Source organism: Lishizhenia tianjinensis (assembly GCF_900116425.1).
GTDB lineage: Bacteria > Bacteroidota > Bacteroidia > Flavobacteriales_D > Crocinitomicaceae > Lishizhenia > Lishizhenia tianjinensis.
The window spans coordinates 171,898-188,295 of sequence record NZ_FPAS01000005.1; the positions used below are offsets into that span (position 1 = coordinate 171,898).

Sequence of the window (16,398 nt, forward strand, 5' to 3'; positions counted from 1 at the left end):
GAGATTTGAGAGTGCTTTTGTTTTACTATTTTTGGGGAAAATCAAAACCAAATGAAACTAAGACTATTAGTATTATGTGTGCTTACAGCAGTTGGTAGCGCTGTAGGACAAAAGAAAATACTGGATCACACAGTATACAATGAATGGAATTCTGTACGCAACACAGAGACTTCAAAAAATGGTAAGTGGGTAGCCTATCAAGTTGACCCTCACCGAGGAGACGGAACTTTGTACTGGTACAATACGGATACGAAACATCAAAACGCCGTAGAACGCGCACAAAACCCAGTATTTAGTGCTAATAGTTCTTTTTTAGTTGCTGGAATATCGCCTGGTTTTGATACACTTAGAACCTTAGAATTAGAGAAGGTTAAAAGACAAAATTGGGTAAAGGATAGTATGGTTGTGGTTTGGTTGGAAAGTGATTCCATTCGAAAATTTGCAAATGTAGCTTCTTACCAGGTTAACGAAAGCAACGATTGGATGGCTTTTTTACGCACCGAAAACCTAGAAAAGGAAGTAGAGAAGAAGCGTTTTAGATTATTTAAAAAGAAAAATAAAGGTCCTGAAATAACAAGTGAAGGAAAACAATTAAATCTATACAACCCTATTACAGGTGCTGACCATAGTTTTGGAGATGTTAGTGATTACGGTTTTGGAAAGAATGGAAAATATTTCTTGTACACCAAAAACCTTAAGATAAATGGAGCAGACAGCAGTTTCATTTTTGTTTTTGATTTGGCTAGTGAGAAGCACCTCACTAAATCTCCGGCATTTACAGCTTTGGGTAATTATGGTATGGACTATGAAGGAAATTTTATCGCCTTCTTGGCCAGTAGAGATACAGTTGAAGAAAATAAAGTTTTTGATTTATACGAATGGGATATAGCGCAAGATCAATTAACGAAACTCGTAGATACAACTACACAAATCCTTTTAGGAAAAACTGTTTCTAATTTCGCAGCACCTTCTTATTCCAGAGATGGAAGTAAGTTGTTTTTTGGAATAGCTGATATTCCAGAACAAGAGCCTGAAGATACTTTGTTGGCTTCGGAAAAAGCAACCTTAGATTTATGGCATTATAAAGATAAGCAGTTACAGCCGCAACAGTTGTTGTATAAATCGTGGGAAGAAAGAAAAACCTTTATGGTAGTTCACCACAGAGGAGATAAGGATGCATTTGTGCTATTAAGTAATGATACCTTGGATGTTAGAATATTGGATCATGGCAACAGTGATGTTGCATTAGGAACTTCGAATGAATCTTACGCTGGAACCTATAATTGGGAGTATCCTTGGCCTTCTGATTACTATGCGGTTGATGTGAAAACTGGGCAAACACGTTTATTGAAGAAAAAGGTGGGATACAACTTCGGTCTCTCTCCACAGGGGAAATATTTCTTGTATTTCGATACGACGGGAATAGTGATTCAAGACCTAAATGTGGGAACTGAAAAGTGTATCACTTGTTTAGCTCCTGGAGTAAATTGGTTAGAAGACATGAATGGTATGCCCGCAATGGCAGGTCCTATTGGCGTAACAGGATATACAGAAAATGAAGAAGGAATTTTGTTGAATTCAGAGTTTGATGTTTGGTATTACGATATAGAGGCACACACCTTGAGAAGAATAACTGAGGGTAAAGAAAATAAGGTGGTTTACCGTATCAACCAATGGGAGCGAGACAGTACGTATTTTGCTGCTGACAATGCTTACGTAAAAGCATTCGATAAAGTGACTAAAGCAGAAGGTGTTTTTACTATAGATTCATTTAAGGAGGATGCAAAAGTAAAAGAGATGTATTTTACAGATCACGCCATAGTATACTTACACAAAGCAGAGGAAGGAAATACAATTGTTTACCGAGAGATGTCTATCAAAGACTACCCGGATGTTAAAGTAACAAAGGATAATTTTAAGTCGACCGAGCAAGTTTCTACCGCAAATCCGCAGCAAAGTGAATACAATTGGGCTACCGTTGAGCAGGTGAATTGGACAAGTTATGCAGGAGATAGTTTAAATGGATTGTTGTACAAACCCGAGAACTATGATTCTACGAAGTCTTACCCATTATTGGTGTATTACTATGAATTGTACTCAGACGAATTGCACAATCATTATGCACCGAGACCAACAGCTTCTATCATATTTGCAACAGAATACGCTTCAGCTGGATACATGGTGTTTTTCCCAGATGTGAGATACGAAGAAGGTCACCCCGCTCAAAGCGCTTACGATTGTATTATGAGTGGAACGGATAAAATTTTGGAATTATACCCGAATGTAGATTCTACCCGTATGGGACTTCAGGGACAAAGTTGGGGTGGTTACCAAACTGCACAATTAATTACGATGACCAATAGATATGCTGCAGCAATGGCGGGAGCGCCAGTATCTAACATGTTCTCAGCTTATGGAGGAATTCGTTGGGGAAGTGGGTTAAACCGTCAATTCCAATATGAAAAAACGCAGTCTAGAATAGGTAAAACGATTTGGGAAGCGCCAGAATTATATGTAGAGAACTCGCCAATTTTCCATTTACCAAATGTGGAGACTCCCGTATTGATTATGCACAATGACAATGATGGAGCAGTTCCATGGTACCAAGGAATTGAGATGTTTGTTGGTTTAAAGCGTTTGGGTAAACCCGTATGGATGTTAAACTACAATGGTGACGGACACAATTTGATGGTGAATGCCAACCGTATGGATTTAAGTATTAGAATGCGTCAATTCTTTGATTACTATTTATTAGGGGCTCCAGCTCCTGAGTGGTTAGTAGATGGAATTCCAGCTTTGGACAAGGGAGTAGATTACAAACTTGAGCTTGAAGAGAAATAAAAAAGGTATTTGACAATATATTAAGAAGGGTTTCCGAGAGGGGACCCTTTTTTTAGTTAGGAGTTATGAGTAATGAATTACGAGTTAGGAGTTTTGCGGTGGTGAGAAGGAAGTGAAAGGAGTTGGTTTTAGTGGGGGTTTGGGAGGTTTTAGAAAAGTCCTGTATGAATATCCGCTATGTTGCCGAATGAAGGGGAAGTTTAAACCGTTTTAAAAAGAAAGAGGATAGCTTATCACCTGATTATAAAGCTAAGCAGCTACTTGTTACGATGAAAAAAGACAGTGTATAAATTTATCCTTTTTAAATCTTTATCTCGTACATGGTTTGGTAAGAAAAGCCACTATTTCTGGTCTATTTGTCTCATTTAGATGTAGCTTTCAAGGTGTCATTGAGGTCCATTCGGCAGAATGGCGGATATTCAGGTGAAAAGATGTGTAATCCCTTGTTTTAGTAACCATTCACATCACGAACAATCTCCTCTACATCCTGTTTAACCATACAATTAAAGTGCTTTTTTGGACACCCCTTGTATCCTATCTTCGAGCAAGGTCTACATTTTAAATCTTTTACTTCATGTATATGTACCAACTCTGGTTTAGCAGGCATGTAGGCGTACATTCCTAAATCAGGAACTGTATTTCCCCATACAGACACGATAGGCATCTCAAAGGCTGAGGCTATATGCATTAAACCTGTATCGTGGGTCAGTAAAACAGAAGCTTGCTTAAGTACACTAGCACTTTGCTGTAAATTAAGTTTACCACAAAGGTTAAGAATGGATTTATCAGTTAAAGAATCTTTGAGCTGATCTCCTAGTTCAGTGTCTGTTGGACCACCGAGAAGAACAACATCTCCCTCCAATGTAGCAATGATTTGTTTCAGCTGTTCAAAGGGCAAGCGCTTGGTTGCAAATTGAGCTCCGATAGCTATTGCTTTGTAATTTTCTAATCCATACACTTTGGTAATGTCAACTTCATTGCCAGGACGTATGAAGAAGTCCAAACCTTTCATATCGTTTTTAACGCCTAGAACTTTTACAGCTTCGAAGTAGCGGTCTACAATGTGAAGTTTAGGCATTTTGTTGACTTTGAAATTGGTCAACAACCATTTTTCTACATTTAGCTTAGGGAAACTAGTATGCTTAACTTTTAATTTAGAGATTAATCGTTTCGATCGAAGGTTTTTGTGCAAATCAACAACGTGGGTATAGTCTTCTAGTTGTAATGCGGGTAGTACTTCATTGATGTCTTTTTTTATGGTGTAAAGCTTATCAATAAAAGGATTGTCTATTAGCAAATCCGTAAACTGAACCTTACTTAAAAAGTGAATTTCTACGCGTTCGCCCAGTTGTGCTTTTAGACAACGTATGATGGGAGAGGTTAATACTATATCTCCTATAGAACTGAAACGAACGATGAGTATCTTCATGGATTTAGAACAGTTTTAAACGACTTTTACGAATAGATTCTCTAAAGTCATCTAGTTTTTCTGTGTGGTTGTTACCGGTAAATTTGCGCATAAATTTGAAGTGACCTTTGGCATTTTTCCAGTCAAATTCATCTTCAAAAATAGGTACGATGGCAAAGAAGTAGACGTCCTCATTTTCTATAGGAGCCAATTCTCTTTCAAGTAAAATTGGATCTGTTAATATGAGGTGATTTTGCTTCATAGTTTGAGAGATAGGATTTCCTTCTCTGTTGGCTTTGAAGGTATGACCGGCATTGTAATACGTATCATTGTCCCTCAAATGTTTAGCCAAGCGTTGTATGGCCGGAAAAACCCAGTTCATGTTTGGGTTTTCTATGTCTTCCCATTCCCAGTAACTCGGTAAGCAAAAATAAAGCTCACAGTGTTTTCTGTCTTTATATTTTTCAGGAACGGGCATGTCTTTGGCTGCCAATCCGTTTGTCATAATAACAGTTACGGGAGTTTGCAGCTCCAATTCTAGCATCAGTAATGAAACTTCATCTTCAGATTTTGCTTCGTAGGGAATTACTCTCCCTTCACCAAAGCGCTTAATCATTTCTTGTTCTACAACTGTCATGCTTATTGTATTGATTTATTCAAAGCCATCCAAAATGCCTCGTGAGAAGGAACACATCCGTTTTCTATCATTTCAAAAACCTCTAGTTCTCTTTCCTTACTGTAGCCTTTCTTGTGCTTAAAGAATTGCAGTTCTTGTGCCTTTTGGCTCAAGCTTTCGTGTATGCTCTCCGGCGTAGATAAATCAACAGGTGCATCTGCAGATTTTGGATGAATACCGATCAATTCAATTTCATCTTTACTACAGTTAAACACAAGTAGGCTATCCTTAGCACGCAATTCTAAGAATTTCATTTTTTCCATTACTTTCTGAAAAACGGTATCTGAAAATATGGCCACTAACTCTTCGGCTTTTTGAGGTTTAGTCTCATTCATTTCAAGCCACTCTTCATTGCTTACTCCATTGGTAATCAAGAAGTGTTTAAAATCCTCGTCAAAAGCTGCTCTCTCTTCTTGGTTTAATAAACGAAATTTCATGCTGCGAAGTTAAGAAATGCAGGTGATGTTCCTCGCTTTTCTGCGTAAATAGTTCATCTCTACGGTAAAAAGAAGGACAGATATTAACTGAGTTTGTTGCCCGGAGGTTGAAAACTGACAAATAAGCAAAGCCTAGAGGCGTATTATGGTTTGAAACGCCTAAATAATTGTTATTTTTGAGTTCAAAATACAAAGTAACTATGGGATGTTCCAGTTGTAGCAGTGGAGGAGGTACTCCGAGAGGCTGTCAAAACAATGGAACTTGTAGTTCTGGTGGATGCAATAAACTTGGCGTTTTTAACTGGTTGGCAAATATGCAATTGCCTGCTGGTCAGAGCCAATATGATATAATTGAAGTAAGATTCAAAAATAGCCGTAAAGGTTTTTATAGAAATGTTAAAGACTTATCGTTACAAGTTGGCGATGTAGTTGTTGTAGAAGGTAGCCCAGGGTTCGACATTGGAGTAGTGTCTATCGTGGGTGAACTTACCAGAATACAAGTTCAAAAGAAAGCGCCAAATATGAAGGCGCACGAAGCAAAGAAGATTTATCGCATTGCGAATCAGGAAGATATAGATAAGTGGGTAGAAGCAAGAAACCTTGAGAAAGAGGTGATGCATCAAGCCCGCGAATTGGCAATTAACCTGAATTTAGAGATGAAAATCTCTGATGTGGAGTATCAGGGTGACTTAACGAAAGCCACTTTTTATTACACCGCAGATCAACGTGTGGATTTTAGACAGTTGATCAAAGACATGGCTGAGGCTTTCAAGATTAGAATTGAAATGCGTCAGATAGGAGCCCGTCAGGAGGCGGCTCGTTTAGGAGGAATAGGTTCTTGTGGTAGAGAATTGTGTTGTTCTACTTGGTTAACAGACTTTAGATCTGTTTCTACAAGTGCAGCCCGTTACCAACAATTATCTTTGAACCCACAAAAATTGGCCGGACAGTGTGGAAAGTTGAAGTGTTGTTTGAACTACGAGTTAGACATGTACTTAGACAGCATCAAGAAATTCCCGAAGCCGGATACGCGTTTGTATACGGAAAAAGGATCAGCGATTCACGTAAAAACGGATGTGTTTAAGCGCATTATGTGGTACGCCTACGAAGGTGAAGCAGGTGTAGGATCTGGATTAATTCCTTTATCTCCAGAGCGTGTAGAAGAAATTGTAGAACTCAATAAGAAAAGAGAAAAACCTACAGATCTTAAAGACTTTGAAGAGCAAATTAAAGTTGAGCCAGATTACTCTAATGTGGTAGGACAAGATGACTTGGATAGGTTTGAACACGTGTTTAAGCGCAGAAAGAAAAAGCGTAAAAAACCGGGAGGAAGACCAGCAGCTATTAAAGCGGAGGGGCAAAAGTCCGGGACAAAACCTGCGGCGAGTAAACCAGCGGCAAAAGACGCGAAAGAGGGAGACGCTAAAAAGGCTCCAGCTCGTAAGCCAAGACCTCAGAATGCCAAAGGGCCAAATACCAATGCAAACAAAGGTCCGCGCAAGCCAAGGCCACAAAACGCTGGGAAAAACGCCCAAACACCTAAAGAGGTAAAAGGAGGAAGCAAACCCAAACCGAGAGGGCCAAAGCCAGAGGCAAAGCCCAAAACGGATAAAGGTCCAAAACCTGAAGGGCAACAAAATACAGCCCCAAAGAAGAAGTACAAGAAAAGAAAACCACGTCCGCAAGGTGGTGGAGACAATAAACCACAAGCCAAGAAAGATGGTGAATAAATTTGTAATGATATTGAGTTTAGGATTACTCCTCGCATCTTGTGGGGAGCGTCCTATGTTTGATAATAGTTATACGTTTAATAATAACGCTTGGAATCAAAATGAAAAAGCGGTGTTTCATGTGGAGGTAGAAGATACCTTAACGCCCTATTATTTTGATGTACAATTGCGCACCACTACAGATTATGGCTTTAGTAATTTGTGGGTGATGGTAAACATTACAGCACCGGATAGTACAACTTCTAAGCAAGCCGTAAAGGTGAATATTGCCGATGATAAAGGGAAGTGGATAGGTACGAAATCGGGATCTCTGGTAAGCAGTGCTATGCGTTTTAGTGCACAGCAATTTCCCTTGAAAGGAAGCTATACCTTTGAAATAGAACAAGCCACCAACCAAGAAGAAATACAAGAAATTGTTGACGTAGGTATACGCATTATAGCCAAGGAAAAGTAAACCCTGCCCCAGATAGGAGCAGTAGCTTGCCCGTGCAAACATTTAGAAGCATTACAAGAAAAGGTACGACCCCAGGAAGTGCCTTTTTTTGTGCCCTGCTACTTGATGTTGGCGCGGGGAACTATAGTGGATAGCTGGTTGATGTAAACCATAGTTTTACCAGGTTTTTGGCAGCCAAATAGAAAAGATAAACCTGCTACATTTTACGCATCATCTCTCTATCCTTCGAATTTACTTCTACCGGCGGACAACGGTTGGGGTCTTTCTTGAATAACCACACAAATTTTAGTTTCATCATTAAGGGTTGATACGTGCTCGAATACCACTCTAGCGAAGGATTTCCCGTTCTCCACTCGTAGATTTCCATAACGGGCATGCGCACACCAGGAATGATGAAAAAACCACCGTTAATTTTGAACCCGTAACCGATTTCGTAGTTCAATTGAGAAACAAGGTCATTTTGGAAAAACTGCGTTTCGGGCAAGCTGCTACCAACGTATTCCATGTTTCCACCTCCAACGCGAAAATCGAGGTTTACGCCTAAAGCGTGATCTATGAAATTGCGTGGATTGAGTTGAATGACGTTGTGAACCCCAAAACGCGCAAAGGCATATCCTAAATTAAAGTCGCCCGACCCAAATTCTGAGCTTTGAATTTCGCCAGAACTATTGAGTAAGTCCAATTGTAATTCTTCCTTACCACCAAAGTGTTTGTAGCCCAAAGACCAATCGTAATATTGTATAAATTTTCTCGGACGTTTGGTTATGTGAACCATTCCAATTTCTCCATAAAGGCCTAATTTCCCTGCAGGATCAAACTGATAGAGCGCAGGACGACCGCCATAGGTAATTTCTCTTTGAGGAACCTCTAAGTTGGTTAAAAGATAAGTTGGCCCTACAGCCACTTGTATCCCATGACGCAAGTAATCTCCGGTTACCCAACGGTAAAGCGGTTTGTGCAAACGCGGATTTGCAAAGTGTTGCTTGCGCTTTTTCTTTTGTTTATAGGTTTGAGCGCTACCGTTAAAGGCAAATAAAGAAATCAATATAAAAACAAGAACTCTCATACTAGAATAATTCATGATTGCGAATGGGTTACAGACAAAGGTAAGGATAGATGGAGTAGATAAGTAAATGTGGTGTGAAAAACTTATAGACACTTATTATTTGATAAGGTGAGGGGGTATGTGCTTCCATTCCATTTCAGCCCACCGGGCCATCCACTATAATCCTCTCCCAGTTCATTAAAAAAGAAGTCGTGCACAAAGCTTCCAAGGTCGCCTTCCGCACTCGTCTTTTAAAGAATTCACTGGGCTGTGGGTTGCCGTTGCTGTCCCTTACCCTATCTTTATTCCTTGAAAAACAGAAAGTTCTTACCCGAAAATTTGTTTGTTCAAATAGAAAAATATATTTTTCGGTATGAAATTACAGCAATGTATATTTCTGCTACTAATTATATTATTTACTACTAGTTTCTCTACAAAGAAACATTTTCCGAAGGCTTTATATATAGAGCTTGTGATACCCCTAAATGATAGTGTTGAACCACGAGCCGAAGGTTTGGTGTTGATGGATTCTTTGTTGTACTATAGCAATAGTGCTTTATCGAGTTCTTACTTGGCCAAGTCCTTTCGTTGTTACGAGAAGAATTTTAGCTCATCGTTCGCGTATTATCAGGGAATTAGTCGTTCTGACTTAGAAGTATTAAGTATATATTTTGGTGCGGAGAAAGACCAGCAGAAGGTTAAAAAATCGGACATGCATAAACTGCGTATCTGTAACTCATTTGGAACTTTAAGTTTGGAGGTAAAATCTGCTGCGCACATCAAAAAAGTAGTTAGAAATGTACAGAAGTTAAAGGGACTATCAACTCGCACTAAGAAAATGTTTTCTTCTTGGGAAGCATTACAAGCGTGCAACTAGTTTATAGTAAAGTATATGCGTAAAAAAGGCTTCCTGGAGAGGAAGCCTTTTATTTTATGGGTGTATTTACTTAGAGTAATTCTAACATTTTATCCATCACCTCTGGAGTATCCCAGTTCTCATGAATATTATCCATCTGCATTACTTGCTCCATTATCTTGTTTTTAACTTCACCACCTTTTAAGGCTTGAGAATATGGAATATGACTAAAAGTTACCTCTGAGTACAAAGGCATCCATTTGTCTGGGTGTAATTTTGCAAATTTCTTTTCAATTTTCTTACGCAATAAGAAGTCTGGATCTCCAGATAAATCGCGCATCTCAATGTAATTGTACAACGCTAAATCTGCGATAGCATCTGCATCTGGTTTACGAGAGGTGCTGAAGGTTTCAAACAACTTATCCCAATCTCCTTCCATTTCGTTGTACATGTTGTGGAAAACAGTACAATCTTCAAAACCAGAGTTCATACCTTGTCCGTAGAAAGGAACTATGGCGTGAGATGCATCTCCTAAAATCAATACTTTGTCTTCGTAATTCCATGGACTACATCTCACCGTAACCAAAGTAGAAGTTGGATTTTCGAAGTAATCTTCTACCAATGTTGGCATATGTGGAATGGCATCCGGGAAGGTCTTTTGGAAGAAATCCATTACCTGTTCTTCTGTTTTAATGGTATCAAAAGAGAGTTCTCCTTTCATTGGGAAGAATAAAGTACAGGTAAAGCTACCATCCATATTTGGAAGGGCAATCATCATGAACTCTCCTCTTGGCCAAATGTGTAAAGCATCGTTCGCTATACGGTGTGTTCCATCTTCATTAGGTGGAATAACCAATTCTTTGTACCCGTGAGAAAGGTATTCTTGCGAGTAGTTAAACATAGGCGTTTTCTGCAAACGCGAACGCACTGCAGAGAAGGCACCATCTGTTCCAAAAATCTGGTCGTAGGTGTATTCTTCCTTTTTATTTTCCTCAGTGTTTTGGAAAGCAATGGTGTTTGATTTTAAATCAAGATCTAAACACTTTCTATTGAAACGGTAGGTAATATTTGGGTAATCATCCGCCAAGTTCATTAGCTTTTGATTCAAACCTCCACGCGAAACAGAGTAAATAGCTTCCCCGTTTAATCCGTAAGGAAGGTCAGATAAATTTCCTTCAACGTCGTGCATCTTTCTACCATACATGGGTAGCGACATCTTTTTAATTTCATCAGCAATTCCTGCTAATTCTAATGCTTTCCATCCTCTATCCGATAAAGCTAAGTTGATAGATCTACCACCAATCTCATCTGCCTTACGCAAGTCAGGTCTGCGTTCAAACACGTCTACTTGGTAGCCTTTTTTTGCCATTAAAATAGCTTGTAAACTTCCCACTAAACCTGCTCCTACTATTGCAATTTTTTTCATAGTTCTATAGTCAAAGACATTAATTAAAACATCTAAAGTTTATTTTCTCCACTTTGTTTCGTAACGTTCTCGGGTAAACATATTATCGGCACGTTTCGCTTTTTTACGGTTATGAACCGCTGCCATACCTCGCCACACTACGATACCAAAAACCAATACAGCAATGGCCTGAACAATAATTTCTATGTATTCAGCCTCGTTGTTTATTGCCCCAGAAAATCGGGTTTGTATTAATTCTTGGATTTCCATCTTACTGTATACTTTCTTCTAATATTCTACCGAAGTTGTATACATCTTCGTAGCTGTTGTACAATGGAGCAGGAGCAACACGGATAACGTTTGGCTCTCTCCAATCTGCAACTACACCTCTTTCTGTCATTGCGTCAAATAAAGCTTTCCCTTGTCCGTGCGCTAAAATAGAAAGTTGAGCCCCTCTTTTAGACTTATCTCTTGGCGTAATAATTTCAAAGGTTGCATTTTCATTACGTGCTGAAATCTCGTCGATTACGAACTCTAAGTAAGCCGTTAAATCATCGCGTTTAGCACATAATTTTTCCATACCCACTTCATCGAAAATATCCAAAGAAGCAAGGTGAGCGGCCATTCCTAAAACTGGAGCATTACTCAACTGCCAACCTTCGGCACCTTTCATCGGGTTGAAACCAGGTTCCATTTGGAAACGCGTTTCTTTATCGTAACCCCACCATCCAGCAAAACGTGGAAGTTCAGGCTTGTATTCGTGACGTTCATGCACGAAAATACCAGATACACCTCCTGGAGAAGAGTTCAAGTATTTGTAAGTACACCAAGCGGCGAAATCAACTCCCCAATCGTGTAATTTCAAGTGAATGTTACCGGCTGCGTGAGCTAAATCAAAACCACAAATGGCTCCAACTGCATGTGCTTTTTCGGTAATTGTTTTCATGTCAAACAACTGTCCTGTGTAGTAATTTACACCTCCTATCATCACTAAGGCAAGTTCATCACCTACTTCAGCAATTTTAGCATAGATATCTTCCTCTCTGATTAAGTGTTCACCTTCTCTTGGGGCTACTTCCACTAGATCAGTTTGAGGATCTAGACCATGGAATTTCACTTGAGACTCTAAGGCATATTGATCGGAAGGGAAGGCTTTGGCTTCGCAAATAATTTTTTTACGTTTTCCTTCTGGACGGTAAAAGCTAACCATCAAAAGGTGAAGGTTTGTTGTTAACGAGTGTGTAATTACAACTTCTTTCGGTAGGGCACCTACAACGCGGGCTGCTTTATCGGTTAAAAACTCGTGGTATTCAAACCAAGGTTTTTCAGCATAGAAGTGTCCTTCAACCCCCCACTTTGCCCAATCGTTAAGTTCTCTTTGTATGTAATCTTTGGTTGTTTTGGGTTGTAACCCAAGAGAGTTTCCAGTAAAGTAAACCACATCTTCACGGAAGTTAGGAATATGGAACTGGTCTCTGTATTTATTTAATTCGTCTTTCGCGTCTTTCTCTCTCGCAAATTCTAAGCTATTTGTATAGTTTGTCATTGTTTTTTATGTTCTTCAAGAATGGCTTGCAATTTAACAAAAAAGAAGGTTTTATCAAGTGATATATGTCAATATGATGGGGATGTGAAATACTTGTTTCTTATGAATCTCCGCTATTCTGCCGAGCAATTTTAGTTTTTCGGCAAATTGTCGTAACTTTTTTTAAATCAATCAACCTAAATTGTCATGACGAATTTTGAATTCTATCATTTTTTCGATAAAGAAAACAACTGTCTAAATTTCTTTAAAAAGTATTATCAAAGGGTGCTTCATAAGTGTCCTAAATGTGGTCACGAAAAGCTGAAATGGAGTAAGAAAATCATAGGCTGGAGGTGCTGTAAATGCTCAAAGAAAATTTCTTTAAAATCTATTTCTTTTATGAGGGACAGCAATAAATTGTTTATGGATTGGCTAGAGATTTTGCATTTGGTTTGCCATTCAAAAAAATCAGTTTCTATTAATGAGATCTTCCGTAAATCCAGGCAAACAAGGTATGAAACAGTCTATCATATGGTACAGAAAATTCGTGTAGAAATGGGTAAGATAAACAGTATAGACGCAATTAATTCATATACAGAGTTTATGTTTTTGGAAATGAATAGAAAGGTATTTATGAATTTGCCTTTGTCAATTCGGATGACTTTTTGGAAGTCTCCAACGAGAACTAGAGATAAGGTTAGGTTGGTAGTACCTGTATTTTTACACGAGGCAATTTTGAATACAAAAGTTCAACTGTTAGAGAAAAATAATTATCCCTACAAGAAATTACTCTTCGTAAATCATGAAATTGTTTTCAATAAGAAAGCGACACAATTGAGTGAGGAAATAATTAACCTAAAATGGAGGAGTCATTTAAGGAACAATGTAATGAAATTATTGAAAGGAATTTATCATTATACCACGGGCTTACATTTGCAGGGAGTCCTTGATGAATATAGCTTTAAGTACAATTATAGGAATACCAAATGGTGTAAATTGAGGATGTTTATGAATCTTGAAATTAAATGCATTCGGCAGAATAACGGAGACTCAGGGTAGTTTTATGATTTATTGAGAAAGAACCTCAAAAAAAATCCTCCAGCCTTTATCGCCAGAGGATTTCTAAACATCTTCACTTAATCCCTTTCCATTATTCTTCTCCAATATTACTTGGAGCTATCGCTAAACTATCTAGTTCTGCTTTTAATGGAGCTATAAAGCTTAAGTAACCGGGTATCAAATCTTTTTTCATAGGTTCTGATTGTGGGAACTTCTGAGCCCTGTGGTCAACCTGTTTTCCATTTTTCCAGAAACGGTAGCATACGTGCGGACCAGTGGCAGCTCCAGTAGAACCAACATACCCAATAACATCACCTTGTTTTACGCGAACCCCTGGTCGAATGCCTTTGGCAAACTTTTGCATGTGCAAATATTGTGTTTCGTAAGTGGCGTTGTGACGAATTTTTACATAGTTTCCATTTCCACCTGTTCTAGAAGCTTTCGTAACCGTTCCATCCGCTGTACTTAAAATAGGTGTTCCATATGGTGCCGCGTAATCTGTGCCTTTATGTGCTTTCACCCTTTTGTAGATGGGGTGGAATCTTCTCAGGTTATATGCCGACGTCATTCTTGCGAATTTTACTGGAGACATTAAGAAGGGTCTTTTCATTTCTTTACCCTCTTCATTATAATAACCAGTTTCCATTGTTGTAGAGTCTGTCGTATACCTAAATGAATACATACCTTCACCACTATGTTTAAACCAGATTCCAATGATGTCTCCTATTCCATAGGCTTTACCATCTATACTTTTTTGTTCGTAAACTACTTTGAATTGGTCACCGGCTTGAAGTTTAAAGAAATCTATACTCCACGCAAAAATGTTTTCAAAAGCTTCGGCCAAAGCGGCTGTAGTTCCAAAATCATTCACTTGTTCGTCTATGGCCAAGGTCAAATTTGAATTTTGAACAATTTCACCCGTTAACGTATTTCGGTTGATTTTAATATCTCTGTAGTGCTTTTCAACACTTAAACTGTCACCAAAATTGAAAACGTAGTAACTTTCAATATTTGCCTCGTAAATCAAATGTTGTGCACGTTTGTTCGTGTCACCTTTATTTACCAGAACAATGAAGGGGTCGTTGTAATTTACATAATCTAAGCCAACTGCAGTATCCCCAGCCATTTCAGCAATGAGATTAATGCTGTATTGATCTATACCGTAAGGCAAGAGCATGTGACTCATCGTCCAATTCATTTTAACCGTGTCACGGTAAACTTCATAGGCATTGAAGTCAAAACCATACTTCATATTTTTCGGAGTTTCAACGACTGTATCTTTGGCAACAGTTGGCTGAGCATCCGATTTTAATTTTTTCTCATTTCCTCCACAGGCTACAAGTAAAGCAGCAATTCCAGCAACAAAAAATTTCTTTATCATTCTCCTCTTAATTTCTCACAAGTAATGGGGCCTATGCATTTTAGCCCCTCTAAACCAATGTGTGCAAATGTAATGAACTCTTCTAGAATCATTTTGTAAAACCCACTTGAGCTCAAATTATTTTGTAAAATTTTGGCGAAATAAATTAACTAAACGACTCCATAAAACCATGTGTAGGATTAATCTAGTGATATACTTACTAAAAGTGGAGCTTCTATGGTGCTCAAATTCTACCAATTGTTTAATTTTGCGCACGCGTATAAATTACATAGAAAAAGATGAAAGTTTTAATATTAGGATCTGGAGGTAGAGAGCATGCATTTGCATGGAAAATTGCACAAAGTAGTCACTTAGATGAATTGTACATTGCACCAGGAAATGCTGGAACCAAAGAGTTGGGAACGAACGTGAATATTTCGGTTACTGATTTTGAAGCGATCAAAACTTTTGTGATTGAAAACGCAATTGAAATGGTTGTGGTTGGACCAGAAGATCCATTAGTATTGGGTATCTCTGATTTCTTTGCTGCAGACGATGCTTTAAAGGGAGTTTACGTAATTGGCCCTAACAAGGAAGCTGCTCAATTAGAAGGGTCAAAAGATTTTGCCAAAGAATTTATGATGCGTCATAACATTCCGACCGCAAAATACAAGACGTTTACCAAAGATACTTTAGAAGAAGGAAAAGCATTTTTAGCATCCTTAACGGCTCCTTACGTTTTAAAAGCGGATGGATTAGCAGCTGGTAAAGGAGTATTGATTTTACCAACTTTAGAAGAGGCGCAGCAAGAACTTGAAAGCATGTTAAGCGATGCTAAGTTTGGTGATGCATCATCAAGAGTGGTAATTGAAGAGTTCTTAACAGGTGTTGAGATGTCTACTTTTGTATTGAGTGATGGAGACGGATTCAAAGTATTGCCAGAAGCCAAAGATTACAAAAGAATTGGTGAAGGAGATACAGGTTTGAATACAGGTGGAATGGGAGCTGTTTCTCCAGTACCTTTTGCGGCATCAGGTTTTTCTGATAAAGTATTGAACCAAGTAATTATTCCTACTATCAAAGGTTTAAAGGCAGATGGTATCGAATACAAAGGATTCATTTTTATTGGATTGATCAATGTAAAAGGTGAGCCATTTGTTATCGAATACAATTGTAGAATGGGTGATCCAGAAACTGAAGTTGTTTTACCACGTTTAAAGTCTGATTTATTAGATTTATTTGAAGGTGTAGGTACACAGACTTTATCTGAGCGCGATGTGGAGATAGATCCAAGAACGGCTACTACAGTAATGATGGTTTCTGGAGGATATCCTGAAGCTTACGAAAAAGGTAAAGCAATTTACGGACTGAATGCAGTTCAAGATAGTATTGTTTTCCATGCAGGAACAAAAGCTGATGGTCCGGCTGTAACTACAGCGGGAGGTAGAGTTTTGGCTGTAACAAGCTACGGAAAAGACATGGAATCTGCTTTAGAAAAGTCATACGAGAACATTCAAAAAATAGAATTTGAAAAGTCGTACTACAGAAAAGATATAGGATTCGATTTGAAATAAATTGAAGCAAAAATGAATATTAAACGAA

14 protein-coding genes are annotated in these 16,398 nt (G+C 38.5%); 6 read left to right on the plus strand and 8 right to left on the minus strand.

The genetic code is table 11. From position 1 onward, the window contains the following. The first annotated feature begins 51 nt into the window (after positions 1-51). Positions 52-2,841, plus strand: a complete 2,790-nt coding sequence (locus tag BM327_RS13495; protein ID WP_090251600.1) for an alpha/beta hydrolase family protein — start codon at positions 52-54, stop codon at positions 2,839-2,841. Positions 2,842-3,289: 448 nt separating this feature from the next. Here BM327_RS13495 and BM327_RS13500 read toward each other — a convergent pair whose 3' ends face one another. The 3 genes from BM327_RS13500 to BM327_RS13510 are packed head-to-tail and all read right to left on the minus strand — an operon-like array spanning position 3,290 to position 5,362. Next, on the minus strand, positions 3,290-4,270 hold the full coding sequence (locus BM327_RS13500) for a glycosyltransferase family 9 protein (RefSeq protein ID WP_090251603.1): 981 nt from the start codon (positions 4,268-4,270) through the stop codon (positions 3,290-3,292). 4 nt (positions 4,271-4,274) lie between these two features. Beyond that, positions 4,275-4,886 (minus strand): suppressor of fused domain protein, encoded by a 612-nt coding sequence (locus BM327_RS13505; protein ID WP_090251606.1) that lies wholly within the window; start codon positions 4,884-4,886, stop codon positions 4,275-4,277. A 2-nt stretch (positions 4,887-4,888) separates the two neighbouring features. After that, on the minus strand, positions 4,889-5,362 hold the full coding sequence (locus tag BM327_RS13510) for a DUF6495 family protein (protein WP_090251610.1): 474 nt from the start codon (positions 5,360-5,362) through the stop codon (positions 4,889-4,891). 200 nt (positions 5,363-5,562) lie between these two features. Here BM327_RS13510 and ricT point away from each other — a divergent pair, with 200 nt between their 5' ends. Beyond that, on the plus strand, positions 5,563-7,092 hold the full coding sequence (gene ricT / locus BM327_RS13515) for a regulatory iron-sulfur-containing complex subunit RicT (RefSeq protein WP_090251617.1): 1,530 nt from the start codon (positions 5,563-5,565) through the stop codon (positions 7,090-7,092). Next, a complete protein-coding gene (locus tag BM327_RS13520) occupies positions 7,082-7,546 on the plus strand; it encodes a gliding motility lipoprotein GldH (RefSeq protein ID WP_090251622.1) in 465 nt (154 codons plus the stop codon). The genes ricT and BM327_RS13520 overlap by 11 nt, the downstream gene beginning before the upstream one ends. A 196-nt stretch (positions 7,547-7,742) precedes the next feature. On the opposite strand, the gene BM327_RS13525 is transcribed toward BM327_RS13520, so the two are convergent. Beyond that, positions 7,743-8,612 carry a hypothetical protein gene (locus BM327_RS13525; RefSeq protein ID WP_139230384.1) on the minus strand — a complete coding sequence of 290 codons (870 nt, stop codon included), beginning with the start codon at positions 8,610-8,612 and terminating at the stop codon, positions 7,743-7,745. Between the two features lie 451 nt (positions 8,613-9,063). On the opposite strand from BM327_RS13525, the gene BM327_RS13530 reads away from it, so the two are divergent. Beyond that, a complete protein-coding gene (locus BM327_RS13530) occupies positions 9,064-9,468 on the plus strand; it encodes a hypothetical protein (RefSeq protein ID WP_139230385.1) in 405 nt (134 codons plus the stop codon). A 70-nt stretch (positions 9,469-9,538) separates the two neighbouring features. Here BM327_RS13530 and BM327_RS13535 read toward each other — a convergent pair whose 3' ends face one another. From BM327_RS13535 to kynU, 3 genes are read right to left on the minus strand one after another with little or no spacing between them, the layout of a single operon-like run. After that, complete coding sequence (locus BM327_RS13535; RefSeq protein WP_090251635.1) at positions 9,539-10,873, minus strand: FAD-dependent oxidoreductase; 1,335 nt, start codon at positions 10,871-10,873, stop codon at positions 9,539-9,541. Positions 10,874-10,912: 39 nt separating this feature from the next. Continuing rightward, positions 10,913-11,122, minus strand: coding sequence for a hypothetical protein (locus tag BM327_RS13540; RefSeq protein WP_090251639.1), 210 nt, complete (start codon positions 11,120-11,122; stop codon positions 10,913-10,915). A 1-nt stretch (position 11,123) separates the two neighbouring features. Beyond that, positions 11,124-12,398 (minus strand): kynureninase, encoded by a 1,275-nt coding sequence (gene kynU / locus BM327_RS13545; protein ID WP_090251643.1) that lies wholly within the window; start codon positions 12,396-12,398, stop codon positions 11,124-11,126. Between the two features lie 510 nt (positions 12,399-12,908). Between kynU and BM327_RS15805 the strand changes: the two genes are divergently transcribed. Then, positions 12,909-13,436, plus strand: coding sequence for a hypothetical protein (locus BM327_RS15805; RefSeq protein ID WP_139230386.1), 528 nt, complete (start codon positions 12,909-12,911; stop codon positions 13,434-13,436). Positions 13,437-13,527: 91 nt separating this feature from the next. On the opposite strand, the gene BM327_RS13555 is transcribed toward BM327_RS15805, so the two are convergent. Further along, positions 13,528-14,817: a peptidoglycan DD-metalloendopeptidase family protein gene (locus tag BM327_RS13555; RefSeq protein WP_090251652.1), complete on the minus strand. Its 1,290-nt coding sequence runs from the start codon at positions 14,815-14,817 to the stop codon at positions 13,528-13,530. A gap of 278 nt (positions 14,818-15,095) precedes the next feature. Between BM327_RS13555 and purD the strand changes: the two genes are divergently transcribed. Then, the gene (purD, locus tag BM327_RS13560; RefSeq protein WP_090251657.1) at positions 15,096-16,370 is read left to right on the plus strand and encodes a phosphoribosylamine--glycine ligase; all 1,275 of its coding nucleotides are present in this window, start codon (positions 15,096-15,098) and stop codon (positions 16,368-16,370) included. The last annotated feature ends 28 nt before the right edge of the window (positions 16,371-16,398 follow it).